This window comes from Leisingera sp. S132, assembly GCF_025144465.1.
Taxonomy (GTDB): Bacteria; Pseudomonadota; Alphaproteobacteria; order Rhodobacterales; family Rhodobacteraceae; genus Leisingera.
Window position 1 is genome coordinate 438,211 of record NZ_CP083553.1, and the last position, 20,860, is coordinate 459,070.

The following is a 20,860-nucleotide window of genomic DNA, read 5'->3' on the forward strand; positions in this document are numbered from 1 at the left end:
GCCGCGTCTCCTCTGTGTTGTCTGAATGAGGCTCCGGGATTTCCGGGGCCTTTTTTCTCCGGATCAGCGCAGCGACCGCAGCACCTGATTGCGCGCCAGAGTCTCTTCCTCCATGCAGGCCCAGTAGAACATCGGCGCAGCACTGCCGCCCGCGGCCAGTTCAGGCCTGCACGCAGCGTCGCGCTGCTTCAGCCAGGTGCGCTGTTCTGCCAGCAGGGCCGCGCCTGTGCCGCGGGTATCCGCCAGCGCTTTTTTCTGCTTCCATAGGCGGTTCAGCTCGTCGTCTGCAAACTGCCACTTCTCCTGGGCGCAGAAATTAGCATCGATCTGGGTCTGCCCGCTGCAACGGGATTGCGCGGCTGCGGCAACAGGGCTGAGTGCCGCCAGCAGGGCAAGTATCCGCATCATTGCCGGTTCTCCTTCTGACTGGGGCGCGGCTCAGGCCGGGTCGGCGGCGTAGCTTTGCAGCACGCTCAGCGGCACGATGTCCAGCGCCCGAATGTGGGTGGCTTCCAGATGGACCTTTGGCGCGCAGCCTTCATCTGCGGCCTGCAGGAAGCGGGCCGCACACAGGCACCAGCGGTCGCCGGGCTGCAGGCCCGGAAAGCTGAACTCGGGCCGAGGGGTGGACAGGTCGTTGCCGACATATTTGGAAAATGCCAGGAACTCCGCCGTTGTGACCACGCAGACGGTGTGGCTGCCCTGGTCATCAGCGCAGGTGTTGCAATGACCGTCGCGGAAAAAGCCGGTCACCGGGCCGTTTGAGCAAAGCGCAAGCGGGCCGCCCAGAACATTGATGCTGTCGTCTTTGTCCATCGAAGACCTGTCCTAGCTGCGTGCCCCGGTAAGTGTAGTGCGATTGCACCCTGCGTCCCGGTATTTCCGGCAGCAGTGGCAGGGCTGTCAAACACAAAACCGCCCGCCAGCGGGGCTGGCGGACGGCTGAAAACTCACCTGAAAAACGGATCAGGTGTTGAACAGGAAATGCAGCACGTCGCCGTCCTTGACGACATAGCTCTTGCCTTCGGCCCGCATCTTGCCGGCTTCCTTGGCGCCCTGTTCGCCATTGCAGGCGATAAAATCGTCATAGGCGATGGTTTCGGCCCGGATGAAGCCCTTCTCAAAGTCGCCGTGGATGACGCCTGCCGCCTGTGGCGCGGCGGTGCCGGTGCGGATGGTCCAGGCGCGCGCTTCCTTGGGGCCGACGGTAAAGTAGGTTTCCAAGTGCAGCAGTTCGTAGCCCGCGCGGATCAGCCGGTCGAGGCCGGCTTCCTCCAGCCCCATCTCCTCCAGGAACATCTGGGCCTCATCGGCTTCCAGCTGGCTGATCTCTTCCTCGATCTGGGCAGAAATGATCACATGGCTGTTGCCCTGCGCCGCGGCCATTTCCGCGACCTTGGCGGAATGGGCGTTGCCCTCGACCGATTCCGACTCGCCCACGTTGCACACGTACAGGACCGGCTTGGTGGTCAGCAGCTGCAGCATCTTCCAGGCTTTGGCGTCCTCGGCGTCGATCTCGACCAGGCGGGCGGGCTTGCTGTCTTCCAGCACCGCTTGGGCGGCGGCCAGCAGGCGGTCCTGCTGCTGGGCCTCCTTGTCGTTGCCCTTCAGCTTGCGCACCAGGTTGGCGCGGCGCTTCTCGATGCTTTCGAGATCCGCCAGCATCAGCTCGGTCTCGATCACCTCGGCGTCCGTGACCGGATCGACGCGGCCGTCCACATGGGTCACGTCGCCGTCTTCAAAGCAGCGCAGCACATGGGCAATCGCATCCGTTTCACGGATGTTGGCCAGGAACTGGTTGCCCAGGCCTTCGCCCTTGGACGCGCCTTTCACCAGGCCCGCGATGTCGACAAAGGTCATCCGGGTCGGGATGATCTGCTTGGAGCCGGCAATCGCTGCCAGCTTGTCCAGCCGTGCGTCCGGCACGCCGACCTCACCCACGTTGGGCTCGATGGTGCAGAACGGAAAGTTGGCCGCCTGCGCCGAGGCGGTTTTGGTCAGCGCGTTGAACAGCGTCGATTTACCCACGTTGGGCAGGCCGACGATTCCCATTTTAAAGCCCATTGCGGCCTCCTGATGCCATTTGGGAGCTGCTTCTAGGCAGCATTGCACGCCCGCGCAAGCCAAGTCTGTCTGGCAGAAGTGCCACAGTCGCGAACTGTGTGCCGCTTCACAGACAGTATGCACACTGATTTTCCATAAGCCCCTTGGCAAATGTTTAGGGAGTTTTAGAACACTCTTGAAAAAGCTTGGCCAAAAGTCATTATTTTCCGAGGGGCTGGAAATGAAAAAGACAACTCTGCTGGCGGCTGCGGTTTCGGCAGCCATGGCGGCACCTGCAGCAGCGCAGGAAGTGACACTGGGGCTGGGGTATTCCGATTACCACCGGGAAACCGCGGAAAACGGCGCCCTGTTTGCTGCGGAGTACCTGCACACGCCGTTTTACGAAAAGGGGCGGCTGTCGGCACGTTTCGGCGGCACTCTGCAGGTGGTGGAGACAGGCGATGTTTTTGCCGGTATTGGCATCAGCGGCCTGATCGACCTGAACAACAACTGGTTCATCGAAACCAGCGTCATGCCCGGCGCCTATCACGAAAGCTCGCCGGAAAACGATCTGGGGTCCGCCTTCGAAATCCGCAGCCTGCTGGCGGTGGGCAAGCGGTTCCAGAACGGCAAGGCTGTGTCGCTGGCCATCAGCCACAAGTCCAACGCCTCCACCGCGGACGAAAACCCGGGCGTGAACTCGCTGACCCTGCGCTGGCATATTCCGCTGGGCAGCTGAGCCGGGCCGCCGGACCTCGCGCGGGATTGATTTCCCGCGCAACATTCGGCACACCGGGGCGGACAGATTTCAAAAGGCCCGCCCATGACCCGTATCGATGCCAAATTCGCTGAACTGAACGCCGCCGGCAAGAAAGCCTTTGTCACCTATGTGATGGCGGGCGACCCTGACTACGACACCTCGCTGGAGGTGGTGAAGGGGCTGCCGGGCGCAGGTGTCGACATCATCGAGCTGGGCCTGCCGTTCACCGATCCGATGGCCGACGGGCCGACCATCCAGCTGGCGGGCCAGCGGGCGCTCGACGGCGGCATGACCCTGGAAAAGACGCTGCAGCTGGCCGCCGATTTCCGCAAGGGCGACGACACCACCCCGATCGTGCTGATGGGCTACTACAACCCGATCTACAACCGCGGCGTGGACAAGTTCCTGGAGGATGCCAAGGCGGCCGGCATCGACGGGCTGATCGTGGTGGACCTGCCGCCCGAGGAAGACGATGAGCTGTGCATCCCGGCGCAGAAGGCCGGGCTGAACTTCATCCGCCTGGCGACGCCGACAACCGACGGCAAGCGCCTGCCCAAGGTGCTGCAGAACACGTCGGGCTTTGTCTATTATGTTTCGATCACCGGCATCACCGGCGCGGCTGAGGCCGAGGCCGGCGACGTGGGTCCTGAGGTCGCCCGCATCAAGGCCGCGACCGATCTGCCCGTCATCGTGGGCTTTGGCATCAACACGCCGGAGAAGGCGCAGAACATCGCGTCAATTTCGGACGGCGCGGTCGTGGGCAGTGCCATCGTCAGCCAGATCGGCGCAGGCAAGTCCCCGGCAGAGGTGCTGGCCTTTGTGAAGTCGCTGGCGGACGGTGCTCACAAGGGCTGACGCTCTTTCGTTATGAGATTTGGAAAGCCGCGCCTTCGGGCGCGGTTTTTGCGTTTCCAGGGGTGCGGCAAACGGGGCGTTGCTTTTGCTGGGCTGAATTGGTAAAGAAAATTTACCAAATGATAGCGGGAGAGAGTCCGGTGCCGGTGATTACCAATATCAACGACCTGAAGCGCATCTATGAACGCCGTGTGCCGCGGATGTTCTTTGATTATGCCGAGAGCGGCAGCTGGACAGAGCAGACCTTCCGCGAGAATACCTCGGACTTTGAGCAGATCCGCCTGCGCCAGCGGGTGGCTGTGGACATGACCGGACGCACGACAGCCAGCCAGATGATCGGCCAGGACGTGGCGATGCCGGTGGCACTGGCGCCGGTGGGGCTGACGGGGATGCAGCACGCCGATGGCGAAATCAAGGCGGCCCGCGCGGCGGAGGAATTCGGCGTGCCGTTCACGCTTTCCACCATGTCGATCAACTCGATCGAGGAAGTGGCGGAGGCGACCTCCCAGCCGTTCTGGTTCCAGCTTTATACGATGAAGGACGAGGACTATATCCGCCGCCTGATCCAGCGCGCCAAGGATGCCAAGTGCGCGGCGCTGGTGATCACGCTGGATCTGCAGATCCTCGGCCAGCGCCACAAGGATCTGAAGAACGGGTTGTCCGCCCCGCCGAAGTTGACGCCCGCCACTATCGCCAACCTGATGACCAAGTGGACCTGGGGCCTGCAGATGCTGGGCGCCAAGCGGCGCAACTTTGGCAACATCGTGGGTCATGTGCACGGCGTCTCCGACACCTCGCAGCTGGGCGCCTGGACGGCAGAGCAGTTCGACCCGGCGCTCGATTGGGGCAAGGTCGAAAAACTGATGGAGATGTGGGGCGGCAAGGTGATCCTGAAGGGGATCCTGGATGCCGAGGATGCCCGCATGGCCGCCAAGCTGGGTGCCGATGCCATCGTGGTGTCGAACCACGGCGGGCGGCAGCTGGACGGCGCGCTGAGTTCCATCCGGATGCTGCCGGAGATCATGGACGCTGTGGGCAGCGATGTTGAGGTGCATCTGGACAGCGGCATCCGCTCCGGCCAGGACGTGCTGAAGGCGCTGGCGCTGGGGGCCAAGGGGACCATGATCGGGCGCGCCTTTGTCTATGGCCTGGGCGCCATGGGGCAAAAGGGCGTGACTGCGGCGCTGGAAGTGATCCGGAAAGAACTGGATACCACCATGGCGCTGTGCGGCGAACGCTCGGTCGAGGCGCTGGGACGCCATAACCTGCTGATCCCGGAGGATTTCGGCGGCCGCTGGCAAACGTGAAATCAGCGCAATAACGACAATCAAGCGGAGTTTTTGCTGTCCAAGCCTCCCGTATGCGAGCAACCTTGAGTTGTTTGATTTGGCATCGGGAGGTTTTGATGCGGACGTTTTTAGCAACCTGCGCAATTGGTGCGGCAGCGATGGCGGCGCCGGCGGCGGCGCAGACGGTTTATGTCAATCAGGGCAGCGACTGGACACCCAGCCTGCGCCAGCAGTTCTACACCCAGGATCAGGGTGCGCGGATCATGCCGATTGCCTGGATGCGGGCGCTGACCCTGCCGGGCGGCGAGGCGTTTCTGCATGATGCGCTGGCGCGTTATGGTTATTTGCCGATGGCGGGGCGGCAGCAGGCCGACCTGCCGGCCGGTTTCACGACCAATGGAACCGGTACGGATATGGCCGTGGGCATGAGCTGCGCCGCTTGCCACACCCGCCAGATTGAGGTGAGCGGCACCGCCTACCGCATCGACGGCGGCCCCGGCATTGTCGACTTCCAGAGCTTCCTCAAGGATCTGGACGATGCGGTTCTGGCGGTGCTGGCAACGGATGATGCGTTTGACGCCTTTGCAGATCAGGTGCTGGGTTCCGGTGCGGACCCGGCTGCCGAAGCGGCGCTGCGGGCTGAGGTCGAGGTCTGGAGCAAGCGGTTCCACACCCTGATCGACCGGTCGCTGCCGGATCCGGCCTGGGCGCCGGCCCGGCTGGATGCGATTTCGATGATCTTCAACCGTCTGGCCGGCCTCGACATCGGCGAAGCGGCGGATGACTACCTGATCCCGGACAATATAGCGGTGGCGGATGCGCCGGCACGCTATCCGTTCCTTTGGAACGCGGCGCGGCAGGACTTCACCCAATGGCCGGGGTTTGCGGCCAATGGCAATGATCTGCTGGGGCTGTCCCGGAACCTGGGTGAAGTGTATGGGGTTTTTGGCGAGTTCCATCCGCAGCCGAAGACCGGCGGGCTGTTCAACCGGGACTTCATCTCGGTGAATTCAGCCAATTGGGAGGGGCTGAGCGAGCTGGAGAAATGGATCTGGGATATCGGTGCGCCGCAATGGCCCTGGGAGCTTGACCATACACTGGCGGCGCAGGGGGAGACGGTCTTTAACCGGGACACGTCGGACGGCGGCTGTGTTGAATGCCACGGCAAGAAGAAAGGGAAGTTCCGTTCGATCTTCCACACCACCTATGCGACGCCTGTCCTGGATGTGGGTACTGACACCCGTGAATGCGGAGTTCTGGCGCGCAGCGTGAAAACCGGGGTGCTGGACGGTGCCTCCATCCCGCTGACGGGCACCACCCTGGGGGCCGAAGCATCAGCCTTTGATGTGCTGGCGGTTTCCGTAGTCGGTGCGATTGTGCAGCATGGGCTGTCAGGCGCGGACAAGGATTTCATGGCGCTGGCCAAAGCTGCGGGGGATACCCCCTCAGCCGAGGATGATCGCGAGGTGCTGGAGCGGTTCTCGGATCTGCGCAAGGCGTTTCCCACCGGGGATAGGGCAGGGCTGCTCAAGTCCATGACCGGCGCAGAGAGCTGTAAATATGAGGCGCGGGTGCTGGACGGTATCTGGGCCGCCGCGCCCTATCTGCACAATGGCAGCGTGCCCACGCTGACAGCGCTGCTGACAGCGCCAGCAGACCGTCCGGCGTCGTTCACGCCCGGTCCGAACTATGATATCGAGGCGGTGGGCATGGCGGCAGAGCAGAGCGCCTTTGATCAAGTGATCGAGACCACCGGCTGCGATCAGCTTGATTCGGGCAACAGCCGCTGCGGCCACGATTACGGCACCAGCCTCTCCGAGGCGGATAAAAAGGCGCTGCTGGAGTACCTGAAGTCGATCTGATCCCGGAAAATGCCGCCGCAGCCCTGTTCGCAAGGGCTGCGGCGGCATGAAACCCCTTTCCAAACTGGCTGAACGCGGCTATAGGCACGGCTTCACGCGGGGTGACAGCCTTGGAGGCACCCCGGCAGTCATATTGGAGAATTAAGATGGCAAAAGAGATTCCTGATCTCGTAGTCCAGGAACGTGCGGGGACAGGCAAGGGCGCCGCTCGCGCTGCGCGCCGCGCAGGCATGGTTCCGGGTGTGGTTTACGGTGGCGACGCAGAGCCGCTGGCAATCCAGGTTCCGTTCAACGAGCTGCTGAAAAAGCTGAAAGCCGGCCAGTTCAAGTCCACCCTGTGGAACCTGAAAGTGGAAGGCCACGAAGACGTGCGCGTGATCTGCCGCGACGTTCAGCGCGATGTGGTCAAGGACCTGCCGACCCACCTCGACCTGATGCGCCTGCGCCGCACCTCGAAGATCAACCTGTTCATCCACGTTGAGTTCATCAACGAGGACAAGGCTCCCGGCATCAAGAAAGGCGGCATGCTGACCGTCGTGCGTCCGGAAGTCGAACTGAGCGTGACCGCCGGCGACATCCCGGAGAAGATCGTTGTGGACCTGGAAGGCCTGAACATCGGCGACGTGGTCACCATCTCGTCCGTGGATCTGCCCGCAGGCGCCAAGCCGACCATCGACCGCGACTTCGTGATTGCGAACATCGCAGCACCGGCCGGCCTGGCTTCTTCCGATGACGAAGAAGAAGGCGAAGGCGAAGAAGCCGCTGCCGAAGAATAAGACCCGCGCCCCTTGGGCAACGGTTTCACGGGCTCCCATCCGGGGGCCCGTTTTCTTTTGTGCGCCGACTGTCCGCAGGTGATTGACTTTTGCCTGTGCCGCTGTCCCATTTCCCTCTGAGGACGGGAGGAGACGGGCATGGCGGACTACGATATCGCCGTTGCGGGCGCGGGCATTGTGGGGATGAGCTGCGCGCTGTGGGCGCAAATGCGCGGCCACAAGGTATTGCTGATCGACCCGGAGGATCCGGGATCAGGCACCAGCTATGGCAATGCCTGCACGCTGGCGACCTATGCGTGCCTGCCGGTGAATGATCCCTCGGTGCTGACCTCGCTGCCCAGCCTGATGTTTTCCAAGGACAGCCCGTTGTCGCTGTCCTATGCCCATGCGCTGCGCAATCCGGGCTGGATGCTGTCTTTTCTTGCTAACTGCCGCCCCGGCCCGTCAAAGCGGATTTCGGGTCATCTGGCGGATCTCCTGTCGCACGCCGATGCCGGGATCAACCCGCTGATCGAGGCCGCGGGCGCAGCGGATCTGGTGGTGGAGCGCGGCCAGCTGTCGGTCTGGTCAACGGAGAGCGCGGCCAAGGCTGCCAGCGGTGGTCTGGAGCGCCGCCGCGCCCTGGGCATTCCGTGGCGCGAGGTGGACCCGGAGGAAGCGCTGGAGATGGAGCCGGGGCTGCATCTGCCGGTCAAACGCGCCGTGCATTTTCACGCCGCCCGCAGTTTGCGCGATCCGCTGGAGTTCATCACCCGGATGCACAAGGCCTTCACGGATCTGGGCGGCACGACCCTGCGCGCCAGGGCAGAGGCGGTCAGCGCCTCGGACACTGGCGTGGAGCTGCAGGCCGGCGGCCAGAGCCTCACCGCGGGCCATGCGGTGATTGCCAGCGGCGCGTTTTCCAAGCAGATCGAAGGGGCTGGCACGCGGAAACTGCCCTTGGGCACAGAGCGCGGCTATCACGTGATGTACGAAGGCGAGGCGCACCGGGTGACGCGGCCGGTGGGCTGGGGTGAGGCCGGGTTTTATGCGGTGCCCCATGCGCAAGGCCTGCGCCTCACGGGCACGGTGGAGATCGCGGCGCTGGATGCGCCCGTGAACAGGCGCCGGCTGGCCTATATCGCCCGCAAGGGGGCTGAGATGCTGGGGCCGCTGCCCGCGCCGAGCAGCGAATGGCTGGGCTACCGTCCGACAATGCCGGATTCTCTGCCGGTCATTGGGCGCAGCGCGCAGTCGGACCGGGTGCTTTATGCCTTTGGCCACCAGCATATCGGGCTGACCCTGGGCGGCATTACCGGGCGGCTGATCACCGATCTGGCGGAAGGCCGCCAGCCCAACGTGGACCTGGCGCCTTTTGCGGCGGACCGCAGCTTTGCCTGACGCCGCGCGGCTCTGGATTCCGCGGCCCAAATAGGGCATCACTCGGTTTCCTTGAAACGCAGATCGGGCAGGACCCCCATGAAACTCTTTGTCGGCCTTGGCAATCCCGGCCCGAAATATGAGCGCAACCGCCATAACATCGGCTTCATGGCGCTGGACCAGATTGCCGGCGATCACGGGTTTTCTCCTTGGAAGTCCAAGTTTCAGGCGCTGATTTGCGAGGGGACTCTTGGCGGCGAGAAGGTGCTGCTGCTGAAGCCGCAGACCTTCATGAACCTGTCCGGCCAGTCGGTGGGGGAGGCGATGCGGTTCTACAAGCTGACGCCGGCTGATGTGGTGGTGCTGCATGACGAACTGGACTTGGCGCCAGGCAAGGCACGCATGAAGCAGGGCGGCGGCCATGCCGGCCACAACGGGCTGCGGTCGATCCATTCGCACATCGGGGCCGATTATGCGCGGGTGCGGCTGGGGATCGGGCATCCGGGCCACAAGGACGCGGTGGCGGGCTATGTGCTGCGCGACTTCCCCAAGGCAGATGAGGGCTGGCTGGACGACCTGATGCGCGGGATTTCGGATGGCGCGGCTGAACTGGCCAGGGGTGATGGCGGCAAGTTCATGAACGCGGTGGCCCTGCGGGTGGCGCCGCCGCGCAGCTCCACCACCAAGCCCAAGGCGGAGGCGAAGCAGCCCGCCAAGGAGGAGGTGGCGCCGGATACCCGCTCGCCGCTGGAAAAACTGATGGACAAGTTCAAGTAAGCCTAGGCTGAGAACAGAAAGAGACAGGCAGATGGTGAAACTGATTATCGACACCGATCCGGGCATCGACGATGCCATGGCGATCTTCTATGCCGCCGCGGCCCCGGACATTGACCTCCTGGGCCTGACCACGATCTTCGGCAATGTGACCACCGCAACGGCCACCCGCAATGCGCTGCGCCTCTTGGAGGCCGCGGAACTGGACGTGCCGGTGGCGGCTGGTGCCACCACTCCCCTGGTGCTGCCGCCGTTCAAGCCTTCGGCGCATGTGCACGGCGACGAGGGCTTTGGCGACATTCCGGCGGCAGAACCCAAGGGCCAAGCGCTGGAGGAGGACGCAGCGGATTTCCTTTGCCGCATGGCACGGGAGCACAAGGGTGAGCTGGTGGTCTGCCCGATCGGCCCGCTGACCAACATCGCGCTGGCGATGCAGCGGGACGCGGAGTTCATCAGGAACGTGAAATCCATCGTGGTGATGGGCGGCTCGCTGGAGGAGGGCGGCAATATCACGCCCCACGCAGAGGCCAACATCTACCATGACCCGCATGCCGCGGACGTGGTGTGCCAGGGCGGGTCCAAGGTGGTGTTTGTCGGGCTGGACGTCACCCACCGCATTCTGTGCCTTGCGCACGACTTTGAGGCGATCGCCGCCAAGTCGCCGGAACTGGGCGGCATGCTGCAGGAGATGTCCTATTTCTACCTGAAATTCTACCTGGAGGTCGCGGGCAAGAACGGCTGTTCGCTGCATGACCCGGCGGCGGTGATCGCCTGCACCAACCCGGAACTGTTCGGGATGCGTGATGTGGCGCTTGAGGTGTCCTGCGAGGGCGAAACCTCCGGTGCCACCCTGGCCGCGCCTGACAGCGGGCGGGAGCCGGTCAAGGTCTGCATGACGGTTGAGGCAGATGCGGTGAAGACGCTGTTCCTCAAGCGCCTGGCGCTGCTGCCGTAACCAGCCTGGCGGCCTGCGGGCTGTCACGCATACCGTTTGGCCCCGGCGACGCAGAGCACCACAAACGCGGTGGCGCCCAGCATGGCGGGGGCCACCGGCTCTGACAGCAGCCAGCCTGCCAGGATCAGGCCCAGGAACGGCTGCAAGAGCTGCAGCTGCCCCACGCCTGCGGTGCCGCCAAGCGCCAGGCCGCGGTACCAGAACACAAACCCGATCAGCATCGAGAACATCGAGACATAGCCCAGGCTGATCCAGACGGGCAGGCTGAGGCCCGCCAGGGTTTCAGGCCGGGCGGCCAGCGCAGTCAGCGCCATCACCGGCAGCGCCAGCGCCAGCGCCCAGGAAATCACCTGCCAGCCGCCCAGCCGCCGCGACAGCTGTGCGCCCTCGGCATATCCCAGACCGCATAAGGTAATGGCCGCCAGCATCAGCGCATCGCCGGCCAGCGACACATCCGCGCTCTGCGACAGGGCAAACCCCGCCACCGCAAAGCTGCCGAGGATGGAAAACAGCCAGAACAGCGGGCCGGGCCGCTCGCCGCCGCGCAGTACGCCGAAGATGGCGGTCGCCAGCGGCAGCAGGCCGATGAAGACGGTCGAATGCGCGGCTGTGATATGCTGCAGCGCCATCGCGGTCAGCAGCGGAAAGCCGATCACCACCCCGCCCGCGACCACTGCCAGCGGCAGCAGGTCCTGACGGCGCGGCACCGGCTGGCGCAGCAGCAGGAGCAGCGTGGCACCGGCCATTGCGGCTATGACAGCCCGGACTGAGGTCAGGAACACCGGGTCCAGCATCCCCACGGCAACACGGGTTGCAGGCAGTGATCCGCTGAAGATCACGACACCCAGCAGCCCGCTGCCCCAGCCTGAAAACGATGCCTGCATGGTCTGACTCCCTTGTCTTTTGGGCTTTCTAAGACTGCAGGCGTGTCATAGACAGATACAGGGCCATACAGTTTTGTAAAACTGTACTGGAGGTTGGAGCAATACAGTGAGGTGTCCCATGGCACAGCCCTCCCGACGTGCGCTGGTCATCAATGACATCCGGCGGCGCATCACGTCGCGGGCGCTGGTTGCGGGCGACAAGCTGCCGTCGGTCCGGGGCTGCGCGGCCAAGCTGGGCGTGTCGCCTTCCACCGTGGCGGAGGCCTATGACGTTCTGGCCGCCGAAGGGGTGATCCACGCGCGGCGCGGGGCGGGGTTCTATGTTGCAGCCAAGCCGCAGCCCTTCGCGGTGTCTGAGACCGGGCCGCAGCTGGCGCGCGAGGTGGATCCATTGTGGGTGGCGCGGCAGTCGCTGGATGCGGGCCCGGATGCGCCCAAGCCAGGCTGCGGCTGGCTGCCGGAGGATTGGATGCCTGTGGCCTCCCTGCGCCGTGCGATGCGGACGCTGGCAGCGGCACCGGAAGCAGTGCTGACGGACTATGGCAGTTCCAAGGGCGCCGCCGGGCTGCGGCGCCATATCAGCCGCCAGCTGTTCGACCAGGGACTGGCCTGCCCGCCGGATCAAGTGCTGCTGACCGGTTCTGGTTCGCAGGCACTGGATCTGGTCTGCCGGATGCTGCTGCGCCCGGGCGACACCGTGCTGGTTGATGATCCCTGCTACTTCAATTTCCAGGCGCTGCTGCGGGCGCATCAGATCCGCATTTTTGGGGTGCCTTACACGCCGGACGGCCCGGACCTGGAGTGTTTCGAGGCAGCGCTGGGGGAACATCATCCGCGGCTCTACCTGACCAATTCCGCGCTGCACAATCCGACCGGGGCCACGATCACTGCGCCAGTGGCGCACCGGGTGCTGGCGCTGGCCGCGCAGCATGACCTGATCATTGTCGAGGATGACATTTTTGCGGATTTCGAGCCGGAGCTATCCCCGCGGCTGGCCACACTGGATGGGCTGGAGCGGGTGGTGCGGACCGGGAGTTTTTCAAAAACCCTCTCGGCCTCGTTGCGCTGCGGCTACATTGCCGCCCGCGGCAGCTGGATCGAGGCGCTGACCGACCTGCAGGTTGCGGTGAATTTCAGCGGCCCCAGCCCGATGGTGGCGGAACTGCTGCACACAGTGCTGACGGATGGCAGCTGCCGCAAGCATCTGGAGGCCCTGCGCCACCGGCTGAGCCGCTGCCGGGCTGAGGCGCAGGTGCGGCTGGCGGAGCTTGGGATCCGACCCTGGGTGCAGCCGCGCGGCGGTTTCTACCTGTGGAGCGAGCTGCCGGGCGGGATGGATGCGGCGGTGCTTGCGCGTGCCGCCCTGCAGGAGGGGATGGTTCTGGCGCCCGGCAATGTGTTCAGCGTGTCGCAAGGCAAGGCGCCGTTCATGCGGTTCAACGTGAGTCAGATGCAGGACAGCGCCTGCTGGCAGACCCTGGCGCGGCTGCTCGAAACCGAGGGCGGTGCTGCCGCTGGCTGGAAAGGCGCTGGCTGATAGCCTGCCTGCAGTGCGGCCGGCGCTGGCCCTGTTAGCCGTAGTCGAGCTTGGACTGCGCGATCAGTGCTTGGGCCGAGGCGCGGGTTTCGTAGTTTTCGAGGAAAACAAGGTCATGCACTCTGCTGGCCTCCTCGATCCGCCTCAAGTCCTCTGTCAGGGCGCGGTCGTAGAGTTCGGCCGGAGTGCTGCTGCGCCCCCTTACCTCGAATTGGGATCCGAGCACAGCCACCTGCTGGCCGCTGCGCATCAGCTTGGCCAAAAAGACCAGATTCAGAAACCTGCTGCCGTCCTTGCGGTGGTTCACCAGCAGGAAACGCGCCTGCCCGGCGGCGGGGTCCGTCAGGAATTCGCGCATCCGCTCGCGTACGGGGCCGGCACCGCCTTGGGGCTGAAGAAAGCGGCAGTTGCGCCCCAGAACCTCATCCGCGCCATAGCCGGTCAGCGTGCAGAACGCGCTGTTGACCCCGGTAAGCGGGCTGTCCGGCTGGGTGGAATCCGCAAGCGTCAGCGCAACGCTGCTGCGTCCGAAAATGCTGAGGAGGGCGTCAAAGCCGCTGTGATCGTTGAAGAATGCGGGCATGGCGGCATTCTGATACCAGCAGAGGAGAGTCGCAACAAAAAGGAGCGTTCCCGAAGGTAAGCTTCGTTCACGCCCTCTGGTCTGCGGCAGGCCGCTTGGCACTGCCAGGCCGCGGCGGCGCGGACCGTCAGCCCTGGGTGAACAGCTGGTAGCCCGGATGGGCAACCGCGCTGAGGCTGGTGATCGGGGCCTCGCCGATCCAAGTGGTGCGCTCCATTACAAACAGCGCATCCCCGGGCTTGCTTTGAAGTATCCCGCTGTCGCTGTCGGTGCCGGGGCGGGCATAGAGGCGCAGGTCGCAGCGGCTGTAGGGGCGGTTGCGGACCAGCCATTCGTTGGCGCTTTCCCGGGTCAGGTCCACCGAGGTGATCTCCGGCACGGTTTCCAGGCAGATCCAGCGGTCCTCGAAAATATAGGGGCGGCTGTCGGCCAGGTGCAGGGCCTCGACGCGCAGCATCGGGCGGGCTTCGGGCAGGGCGAAGTTGGCCATGATGGCCGGGCTGGACGGCTGCACGGATTGCCGGATCAGCTGGTAGCCGTAGGTGCTGCCTTTCTGCTCGACTTCAAGCCGGGTGATCGGAATGTTGAGCGTTGCCCGCGTCACCGGGTCGCGCCGCACCATGGTGCCGCCCTTGCGGCGCCGTTCCACCAGGCCGCTTTGGGCCAGGTCGCGCATTGCCCGGTGAACGGTGGAGCGTGCACAGCCGAAGCGGGCGGCGAATTCCTCGTCCCGCGGCAGCTTGTCCCCCGGCCCGTAGGTGGAGTTCAGGATCATCTCCCGGATGCTGTCCCGGATGCTCACCCAGGAATGCCGCTGCTTGTCCGTCATCGTCCTCCCCAGGCCAAACGGGAAAATGCGCTGCGCCGCTCCATATTGCATTCTGCGCGGAAAGGCGAATTGAACCCGCGCAACCGTGATTGACATTAATATGTAGCTACATATTAATGTAAAGCGCGTACAAAAAACCGATATCTGCGCTGCCGTGCGCGGCCCGCAGCAGATGCACCGACAGACGGAGGACTGGAGACATGGAAAGACGCGCATTCTTGAAAGCAGGCGCAATGGGCGCGGCTGCGGCCACGCTGGCCAGCCCGGCCATCGCTCAGGGCAAGATGCAGTGGAAGATGGTCACGGCCTGGCCCAAGAACCTGCCGGGACCGGGTGTGGCGGCGCAGATGCTGGCCGACCGGATCACCACTCTTTCGGGCGGCCGGATCGAGGTGAAGCTGTTTGCCGCGGGTGAACTGGTGCCGGGCCGCGGGGTGTTCGACGCGGTGTCCGAAGGCACGGCTGAGTTGTACCATGCTGTTCCGGCATACTGGGGCTCCAAGTCCAAGGGCATTCTGCTGTTCGGCTCGCAGCCGTTCGGCCTGCGCGCGGATGAGCAGTTCGGCTGGCTGTACCACGGCGGCGGCCAGGCATTGTATGACGAGATGTACGGCCGTTTCGGCATCAAGCCGTTCCTGTGCGGCAACTCCGGCCCGCAGTGGGGCGGCTGGTTCAAGACCGAGATCAACTCTGCCGAAGACCTGAAAGGGCTGAAGTTCCGCACCACCGGCCTGGCGTCGGAAATGGCCTCGAAACTGGGCATGGCGGCAGAGGCCACCAGCGGCCCGGCGATGTTCCAGGGCCTGCAGACCGGCGCGCTGGACGCGGGTGAGTTCATCGGCCCCTGGACCGACAGTGCGCTGGGCTATTACCAGGTGGCCAAGAACTATTACTGGCCCGGTGTGGGCGAGCCGTCCTCGGCTGAGGAATGCGGCGTCAATGCCAATGCCTTTGCCGGGCTGCCCGATGATCTGAAACAGGTCGTGTCGCTGGCCTGCGAGAGCCTCTACAATCCGGTCTGGACCGAATACACCACCAAACACGCGCTGGCCCTCAAGAAGATGGTCGACGAGGACGGTGTGCAGGTGAAGATGTTCCCTGAGGACGTGATCGCCGCAATGGGCGCTGCCGCCAAGGAAGTGATTGCCGAACTGCAGGAGGACGAGGATGAGCTGGTGCGCCGCATCACCGAAAGCTTCCTGGCCTACCGTGACAGCGTGGGCGGCTACATGAGCTATGCCGACAATGGCCAGATGAATGCCCGTGCCTCGGTGATGGGTTACTGATAGCGGCAAGACAGCCGGCGCCTGCAGCAGCGGGCGCCGGTTTTTGATGGGGAGAGCAGGATGCAACGGGTTGCAGATGCGCTGGACGGTGTGAACCGGGGGCTGGCGCATGTGGTGCGCTGGCTGGCGCTGGTCATGGTGCTGGCGCAGTTCGCTATCGTGGTCGGGCGCTATGTGTTCGGGGTGAACTCGATCGCCGCGCAGGAGAGCGTTCTCTATATGCATGCCACCCTGTTCATGCTGGCCGCGGGCTACACTCTGCTGGTCGACAAGCATGTGCGGGTCGATGTGTTTTATGCCGGCCTCAGCCGCAGGGCGCAGCGCCGCATCGATATCTTCGGCCACCTGTTTTTGCTGCTGCCCTCGATGGCGGCGCTGCTCTACTGGTCCTGGCCGTCGGTGCGCAATTCCTGGTCCATCCTCGAAGGCCCGCTGGCAGTTGGCGGCATTGAGGCCGTATTCCTGCTGAAATCGCTGATCCCGGCCTTCTGCGTGCTGGTGATGCTGCAATCTCTGGCGCTGCTGATCCGCCTGCTTTCCGAAGGTGACGCCTGATGACCGCCTATCTTGACCTGATCATGTTCGCCGCATTGATGGCGGCGATCCTCATGGGGTTTCCGGTCGCTTTCTCCATTGCCGGTGTGGCGGTGATCTTTGCCTATCTCGGTTGGGTGCTGGGGGTAATGGACATCTCGCTGCTGGGGGCGCTGGGCCAGCGGGCATTCGGCCTGCTGAGCAACGAGGTGCTGATCGCCATTCCGCTATTCGTGCTGATGGGGGCAATCCTGGAGAAAAGCCGCATCGCGGAAGAGCTCTTGGACACCATGGGGCGGCTGTTCGGCCAGCTGAAGGGGGGCTTGGGTATTTCGGTGGTACTGGTTGGGGCGCTGCTGGCGGCCTCGACCGGGATTGTCGGCGCGACCGTGGTGGCGATGGGGATGATCGCCCTGCCAGCCATGCTGCGCGCAGGCTATGATCCGCGGGTGGCGTCAGGCATTGTGTGCACGGCCGGCACGCTGGGGCAGATCATCCCGCCTTCAACGCTTTTGATCATCCTGGCGGATGTGATGTCGAACGCCTACCAGCAGGCCCAGTACGAACAGGGCAAGTTCTCAGTCGAGGCGCTGTCGGTGGGCCAGTTTTTTGCCGCGGCGCTGGTTCCGGGGCTGGTGCTGGTGCTGCTCTATCTTCTCTACATCCTGATCCGCGGCCTGCTGCGGCCGCAGGACATGCCGTCGGCGCCGGCCGGGGCGGTCCGCCCGGCACGTGCCGAAATCGTGCGCGCGGTGGTGCCGCCGGTCCTGCTGATCTTTGCCGTGCTCGGCGCCATCCTGGGCGGTGTTGCCACCCCGACGGAAGCGGCATCGGTGGGCGGCATCGGCGCCCTGCTGATGGCGGGCGCAAGGGCAGGCGGCCCGGCGCCGCTGATCCTGTTCGGTGCGGCGGCCCTGATCCTGCTGGGGATCCTGTCCGGTGTGCATCCGGTGCGGCTGCAGCGCAGCGACCTGGGCGCCGGCGATCTGGCAGCGGGCGTTTTCTATGCGCTGCTGGCGGGCGCAGGGGGTATTGCCATCCTGGCGGCCCTGCGCAGCGGGCTGCAGAAACGCATCCTGCATGACGCCGTGACCTCAACCGCTACGATGACGGCGATGATCTTTGCAACCATTCTGGCGGCTGGCATGTTCTCCCTGGTTTTCATCGGGCTGGGCGGCGAGGAGCGGGTGGCGCATTTCCTGGGCAGCATGCCCGGCGGCCCGACCGGTGCGCTGCTGTTCTGCATGCTGTTCATCTTTGTGCTGGGCTTCTTCCTCGATTTTGTCGAAATCTCTGTCATCGTGCTGCCGCTGGTGACGCCGGCCCTGATCCTGATGGGCCATGATCCGGTCTGGCTGGGCATCCTGATTGCGATCAACCTGCAGACCAGTTTCCTGACGCCGCCCTTTGGCTTTTCGCTGTTTTACCTGCGCGGCGCCGCGCCCAAGGAAGTCACCACCCGCCAGATTTACCAGGGGGTGGTGCCGTTCATCGGGTTGCAGGCGGCGGGCGTTCTGCTGGTCTGGCTGTTCCCCGGTCTTGCCACCTGGCTGCCGGCCGCAATTTTCTGACAAGGGAAACGGATTGCAGATAGGAGGGCTGTGCGGAGAATAACCTGCGCGTCGTCCGCATTCGCGCTGCCGCGGTACGCATTACTGCGGAGGCGCGGGGAAGGCCTGCCCCTGGTGGCCAAGGCAGGTTTCCATTTCCGCCTGCATGTTTTCGATGGCGTTGCACAGCTGCTCTGCGAATGCCTTGGAGGTCAGCGACTGGGTGGCGTAGCCCGGCGTCAGGATCGATACGCCGGTTCCGATTCGCGGGCGGAACCTGCGAAACACCAGATCCTTCGTGGTCTGCCGCTGCTGCAGGCAGCTGTAGGCAGTGATCATGTCGCAGATCATGTAGCAGATGCCTGCCGCAACAAATTGCAGGCCAGGTGCCCAGGTGCGCAGCTCCAGCCGCTTGCGGAACCGGCAGCCGCTCCGGTGAAAGGCGGCCTCTGTCCGCACTGTCAGCGGGTGCTGATCGAACAGCACCGCCATCGGTTTGCCGTCCAGGTCCTGCGGGGTGATTTCCGCGGCAGCGGCAAGCGGGTCGCTGGCAGGGACGACGCAGACGCATTCCAGATCGAAATCCATCTGCCGGACTGAGGGGCGCGGGGCCGGGGTCTCGGCAAAGCCGATGTCGAACTGCTGCGACGCGATCAGGTCCTCGATCACGTCGGAAGACCGCATGATCAGTGCCGCCTCAAGCTCATCCTTGCCTTGCAGAAAATCCGTTAGAATCCGCGGCATGAACAGCCCGGCTGCCGCCGGATGGCAGGCGACACGCAGCTTGCCGGCCTCGTGGCTGCGGATCTTGCTGACCGTGCGCTCGACCCGTTCGATGCGCTCCAGAACGGTCTCGCACTCCTCGAGAAAGAACCGGGCCTCCGGCGTCGGGATCAGCTTGCCCTGCTCACGTACGAACAGGCTGAAGCCCAGCTCGCCCTCCAGCGTGGAGATCATCGTGCTGACGGCGGGCTGGGTGCGCCCGACGGTGCGCGCGGCCTGAGAGATGGAGCCGCTGCGCATGACCTCGCGGAAGGTGAAGATCTGGCGGATCGAGAAGTTCATGGCTGGGGTATCAAGACAGTTTATGGAGTCACAGATATTTTGAAATTGATCTTATGCCCCTTGTCCAGCCAAATCCACCAAACCCGGTGCGGGGACGCCGGAAGGAGGATAGATGGACACATTTTCGAAGTATCTGCTGACCGGGCTGATCTGCCTGGTGGCCCTGGGACAGTTCGTGCAGGTGGTCACCCGCTATCTGCTGCAGATCCCGGTGATGGGGCTGGAGGAGACCATGCTCTACCCGACCATCTGGCTCTACATCCTCGGCGCTGTGAACGCCTCGCGCGAGGACACCCACATCCGCGCCAACGTGCTGGAGATCGCCATCAAGACAGAGCGCGGCCACACCGTGCTGGCAATCATCGGTGAAGTCATCAGCCTGACCGTCGGCCTGTGGCTGCTGAGCTGGGCCTGGGAATACACCCAGTACGCCTGGCGGGTCTGGAAGGAGAGCCCGACGCTCTACCTGCCGACATTCTATTCCGAAGTGGCACTGGCAGCCGGTCTGGCGCTGATGATGCTCTACACCGCAGTGCACCTGCTGCGCCACATCAATGCCCTGCGCGCCGGAGCCGCAAAATGATCGAGATCGCCCTTCTTGCCATCGCCGTCCTGGTGCTGACCCTGACCCTTGGCGTGCCGCTGCCCTACTGTTTCGGGGCCGCCCTGATGATCATGTATTTCCTGGGTGATGTGACCATGAAGGGCATGATGCTGTGGGGGTCCCAGCAGCTGGGCAACCCGGTGCTGCTGGCCATTCCTCTGTTCGTGCTGGCTGGCACCATCATGTCGGCCAGCGGCATCGCCGCCTCGCTTTTGAACTTCGTCAACGCCTTCATCGGCCATGTCCGCGGCGGACTGGGCGTAGTGGCCGCGGTCAGCTGCGCCATTATCGGCGCGATCTCCGGTTCCGGCCTGACCGGCATCGCCGCCATCGGCCCGCTGCTGATCCCCGAGATGGAAAAGCGCGGCTACCCGCGGGAATATGCAACGGCGCTGATTGCCAACTCGTCGATTCTGGGCCTGCTGATCCCGCCGTCGGTGACCATGATCGTCTATGGCTGGGTGACCGATACCTCGATCCTTGCCTGTTTCCTGGCGACCCTGGGGCCGGGCCTGCTGATTATGTTCAACTTCTCAGCCATGAACCTGTGGATGAGCCGCAAGTTCAACCTGGTGCTGGATGATGCGCCCACCTTCTCCCAGCTGGCAGGCGATGTGGCCAAGAAGGGCTTTAACGCCACCCCGGCGCTGCTGATGCCGGTGATCATCCTGGGCGGTATTTACGGCGGCATCATGACCCCGACTGAAGCCGCCGCGCTGTCGGTGATCTATGCGCTGCCGGTTGGGTTCTTCATCTACAAGGGCCTGAAATGGGACAGCTTCCTGGAGGCTGGCAAGGAGGCCGCGACGGCCGTGGGTGCGATCATGGTGATGATCCTGTTCTCGATGATCCTGAGCCAGATGTTCGTCTATGAGGCGATCCCGCAAAAGATGGTCAGCGCGATCTTCGAAGTTACCGAGAACAAGGTGCTGCTGCTGATCTTCATCAACATCCTGCTGTTCCTGGTCGGCATGGTCGTGAACGACGTCACCGCCATCATCCTGATTGCGCCGCTCTTGCTGCCGCTGATGCAGGCGATCGGCGTCAGCCCGGTGCAGTTCGCCGCGATCATGGGCGTCAACACCGCGATGGGCGGCGTCACACCGCCCTATGCCTCGATCCTCTACCTTGGGGCGCGGATCGGCAACGTGAAGGTCACCAAGGTGATCCCGCCCGCAATGATCCTGATCCTGACAGGCTATGTGCCGGTGGTCTTCCTGACCTCGCTGTGGCCCGACCTGTCGCTCTTTCTGCCGCGGTTCTTCGGCTACTGACCCCATCCCTGACATACACCTGACACCCTACGGAGGAGACT

At 64.0% G+C, this 20,860-nt stretch carries 21 protein-coding genes; 14 read left to right on the forward strand and 7 right to left on the reverse strand.

Annotated features, from left to right (window positions below; genetic code table 11):
- Positions 1-63: 63 nt before the first annotated feature.
- The 3 genes from K3725_RS02150 to ychF all read right to left on the reverse strand — a co-directional run bounded on the left by K3725_RS02150 (position 64) and on the right by ychF (position 2,064).
- Positions 64-408, reverse strand: a complete 345-nt coding sequence (locus tag K3725_RS02150; RefSeq protein WP_260017227.1) for a lysozyme inhibitor LprI family protein — start codon at positions 406-408, stop codon at positions 64-66.
- A 30-nt stretch (positions 409-438) separates the two neighbouring features.
- A complete protein-coding gene (locus K3725_RS02155; protein ID WP_260017228.1) occupies positions 439-816 on the reverse strand; it encodes a DUF2237 family protein in 378 nt (125 codons plus the stop codon).
- A gap of 150 nt (positions 817-966) precedes the next feature.
- On the reverse strand, positions 967-2,064 hold the full coding sequence (gene ychF, locus K3725_RS02160) for a redox-regulated ATPase YchF (protein ID WP_260017229.1): 1,098 nt from the start codon (positions 2,062-2,064) through the stop codon (positions 967-969).
- 220 nt (positions 2,065-2,284) lie between these two features.
- Between ychF and K3725_RS02165 the strand changes: the two genes are divergently transcribed.
- The 8 genes from K3725_RS02165 (at position 2,285) to K3725_RS02200 (ending at position 10,673) form a co-directional block, all read left to right on the forward strand.
- A complete protein-coding gene (locus K3725_RS02165) occupies positions 2,285-2,782 on the forward strand; it encodes an acyloxyacyl hydrolase (protein ID WP_260017230.1) in 498 nt (165 codons plus the stop codon).
- An 84-nt stretch (positions 2,783-2,866) separates the two neighbouring features.
- Positions 2,867-3,658: a tryptophan synthase subunit alpha gene (trpA, locus tag K3725_RS02170; protein WP_260017231.1), complete on the forward strand. Its 792-nt coding sequence runs from the start codon at positions 2,867-2,869 to the stop codon at positions 3,656-3,658.
- 140 nt (positions 3,659-3,798) lie between these two features.
- Positions 3,799-4,965: an alpha-hydroxy acid oxidase gene (locus K3725_RS02175; RefSeq protein WP_260017232.1), complete on the forward strand. Its 1,167-nt coding sequence runs from the start codon at positions 3,799-3,801 to the stop codon at positions 4,963-4,965.
- Between the two features lie 98 nt (positions 4,966-5,063).
- Positions 5,064-6,809, forward strand: coding sequence for a di-heme-cytochrome C peroxidase (locus K3725_RS02180; protein ID WP_260017233.1), 1,746 nt, complete (start codon positions 5,064-5,066; stop codon positions 6,807-6,809).
- Positions 6,810-6,955: 146 nt separating this feature from the next.
- Complete coding sequence (locus tag K3725_RS02185; protein ID WP_260017234.1) at positions 6,956-7,585, forward strand: 50S ribosomal protein L25/general stress protein Ctc; 630 nt, start codon at positions 6,956-6,958, stop codon at positions 7,583-7,585.
- Between the two features lie 138 nt (positions 7,586-7,723).
- Positions 7,724-8,965: an FAD-binding oxidoreductase gene (locus tag K3725_RS02190; RefSeq protein WP_260017235.1), complete on the forward strand. Its 1,242-nt coding sequence runs from the start codon at positions 7,724-7,726 to the stop codon at positions 8,963-8,965.
- A 78-nt stretch (positions 8,966-9,043) separates the two neighbouring features.
- Entirely contained in the window at positions 9,044-9,721 is a 678-nt protein-coding gene (pth, locus tag K3725_RS02195; RefSeq protein WP_260017236.1) for an aminoacyl-tRNA hydrolase, read from the forward strand.
- Between the two features lie 31 nt (positions 9,722-9,752).
- Complete coding sequence (locus K3725_RS02200; protein ID WP_260017237.1) at positions 9,753-10,673, forward strand: nucleoside hydrolase; 921 nt, start codon at positions 9,753-9,755, stop codon at positions 10,671-10,673.
- Positions 10,674-10,696: 23 nt separating this feature from the next.
- Here K3725_RS02200 and K3725_RS02205 read toward each other — a convergent pair whose 3' ends face one another.
- On the reverse strand, positions 10,697-11,557 hold the full coding sequence (locus K3725_RS02205) for a DMT family transporter (protein WP_260017238.1): 861 nt from the start codon (positions 11,555-11,557) through the stop codon (positions 10,697-10,699).
- A 118-nt stretch (positions 11,558-11,675) separates the two neighbouring features.
- Here K3725_RS02205 and K3725_RS02210 point away from each other — a divergent pair, with 118 nt between their 5' ends.
- Positions 11,676-13,094 carry a PLP-dependent aminotransferase family protein gene (locus K3725_RS02210; protein ID WP_260017239.1) on the forward strand — a complete coding sequence of 473 codons (1,419 nt, stop codon included), beginning with the start codon at positions 11,676-11,678 and terminating at the stop codon, positions 13,092-13,094.
- Positions 13,095-13,128: 34 nt separating this feature from the next.
- Here the strand turns inward: K3725_RS02210 and K3725_RS02215 are convergent, their stop codons facing one another.
- Positions 13,129-13,677, reverse strand: a complete 549-nt coding sequence (locus K3725_RS02215; RefSeq protein WP_260017240.1) for a PAS domain-containing protein — start codon at positions 13,675-13,677, stop codon at positions 13,129-13,131.
- 127 nt (positions 13,678-13,804) lie between these two features.
- Positions 13,805-14,506, reverse strand: coding sequence for a GntR family transcriptional regulator (locus K3725_RS02220; protein ID WP_260017241.1), 702 nt, complete (start codon positions 14,504-14,506; stop codon positions 13,805-13,807).
- Between the two features lie 200 nt (positions 14,507-14,706).
- Between K3725_RS02220 and K3725_RS02225 the strand changes: the two genes are divergently transcribed.
- Genes K3725_RS02225 through K3725_RS02235 form a run of 3 tightly spaced genes read left to right on the forward strand, consistent with a single transcriptional unit; the run spans position 14,707 to position 17,897 of the window.
- On the forward strand, positions 14,707-15,792 hold the full coding sequence (locus K3725_RS02225) for a TRAP transporter substrate-binding protein (protein WP_260017242.1): 1,086 nt from the start codon (positions 14,707-14,709) through the stop codon (positions 15,790-15,792).
- A 60-nt stretch (positions 15,793-15,852) separates the two neighbouring features.
- Entirely contained in the window at positions 15,853-16,347 is a 495-nt protein-coding gene (locus K3725_RS02230; protein WP_260017243.1) for a TRAP transporter small permease subunit, read from the forward strand.
- Positions 16,347-17,897 (forward strand): TRAP transporter large permease subunit, encoded by a 1,551-nt coding sequence (locus K3725_RS02235; protein ID WP_260017244.1) that lies wholly within the window; start codon positions 16,347-16,349, stop codon positions 17,895-17,897. The genes K3725_RS02230 and K3725_RS02235 overlap by 1 nt, the downstream gene beginning before the upstream one ends.
- Before the next feature lie 81 nt (positions 17,898-17,978).
- Here K3725_RS02235 and K3725_RS02240 read toward each other — a convergent pair whose 3' ends face one another.
- Positions 17,979-18,941: a LysR family transcriptional regulator gene (locus tag K3725_RS02240; protein ID WP_260017245.1), complete on the reverse strand. Its 963-nt coding sequence runs from the start codon at positions 18,939-18,941 to the stop codon at positions 17,979-17,981.
- 112 nt (positions 18,942-19,053) lie between these two features.
- Between K3725_RS02240 and K3725_RS02245 the strand changes: the two genes are divergently transcribed.
- Together K3725_RS02245 and K3725_RS02250 are read left to right on the forward strand one after the other, a co-directional pair.
- Entirely contained in the window at positions 19,054-19,524 is a 471-nt protein-coding gene (locus K3725_RS02245) for a TRAP transporter small permease (protein ID WP_260017246.1), read from the forward strand.
- The gene (locus K3725_RS02250) at positions 19,521-20,819 is read left to right on the forward strand and encodes a TRAP transporter large permease (RefSeq protein WP_260017247.1); all 1,299 of its coding nucleotides are present in this window, start codon (positions 19,521-19,523) and stop codon (positions 20,817-20,819) included. Before K3725_RS02245 ends, K3725_RS02250 begins: the two co-directional genes overlap by 4 nt.
- Positions 20,820-20,860 lie beyond the last annotated feature (41 nt).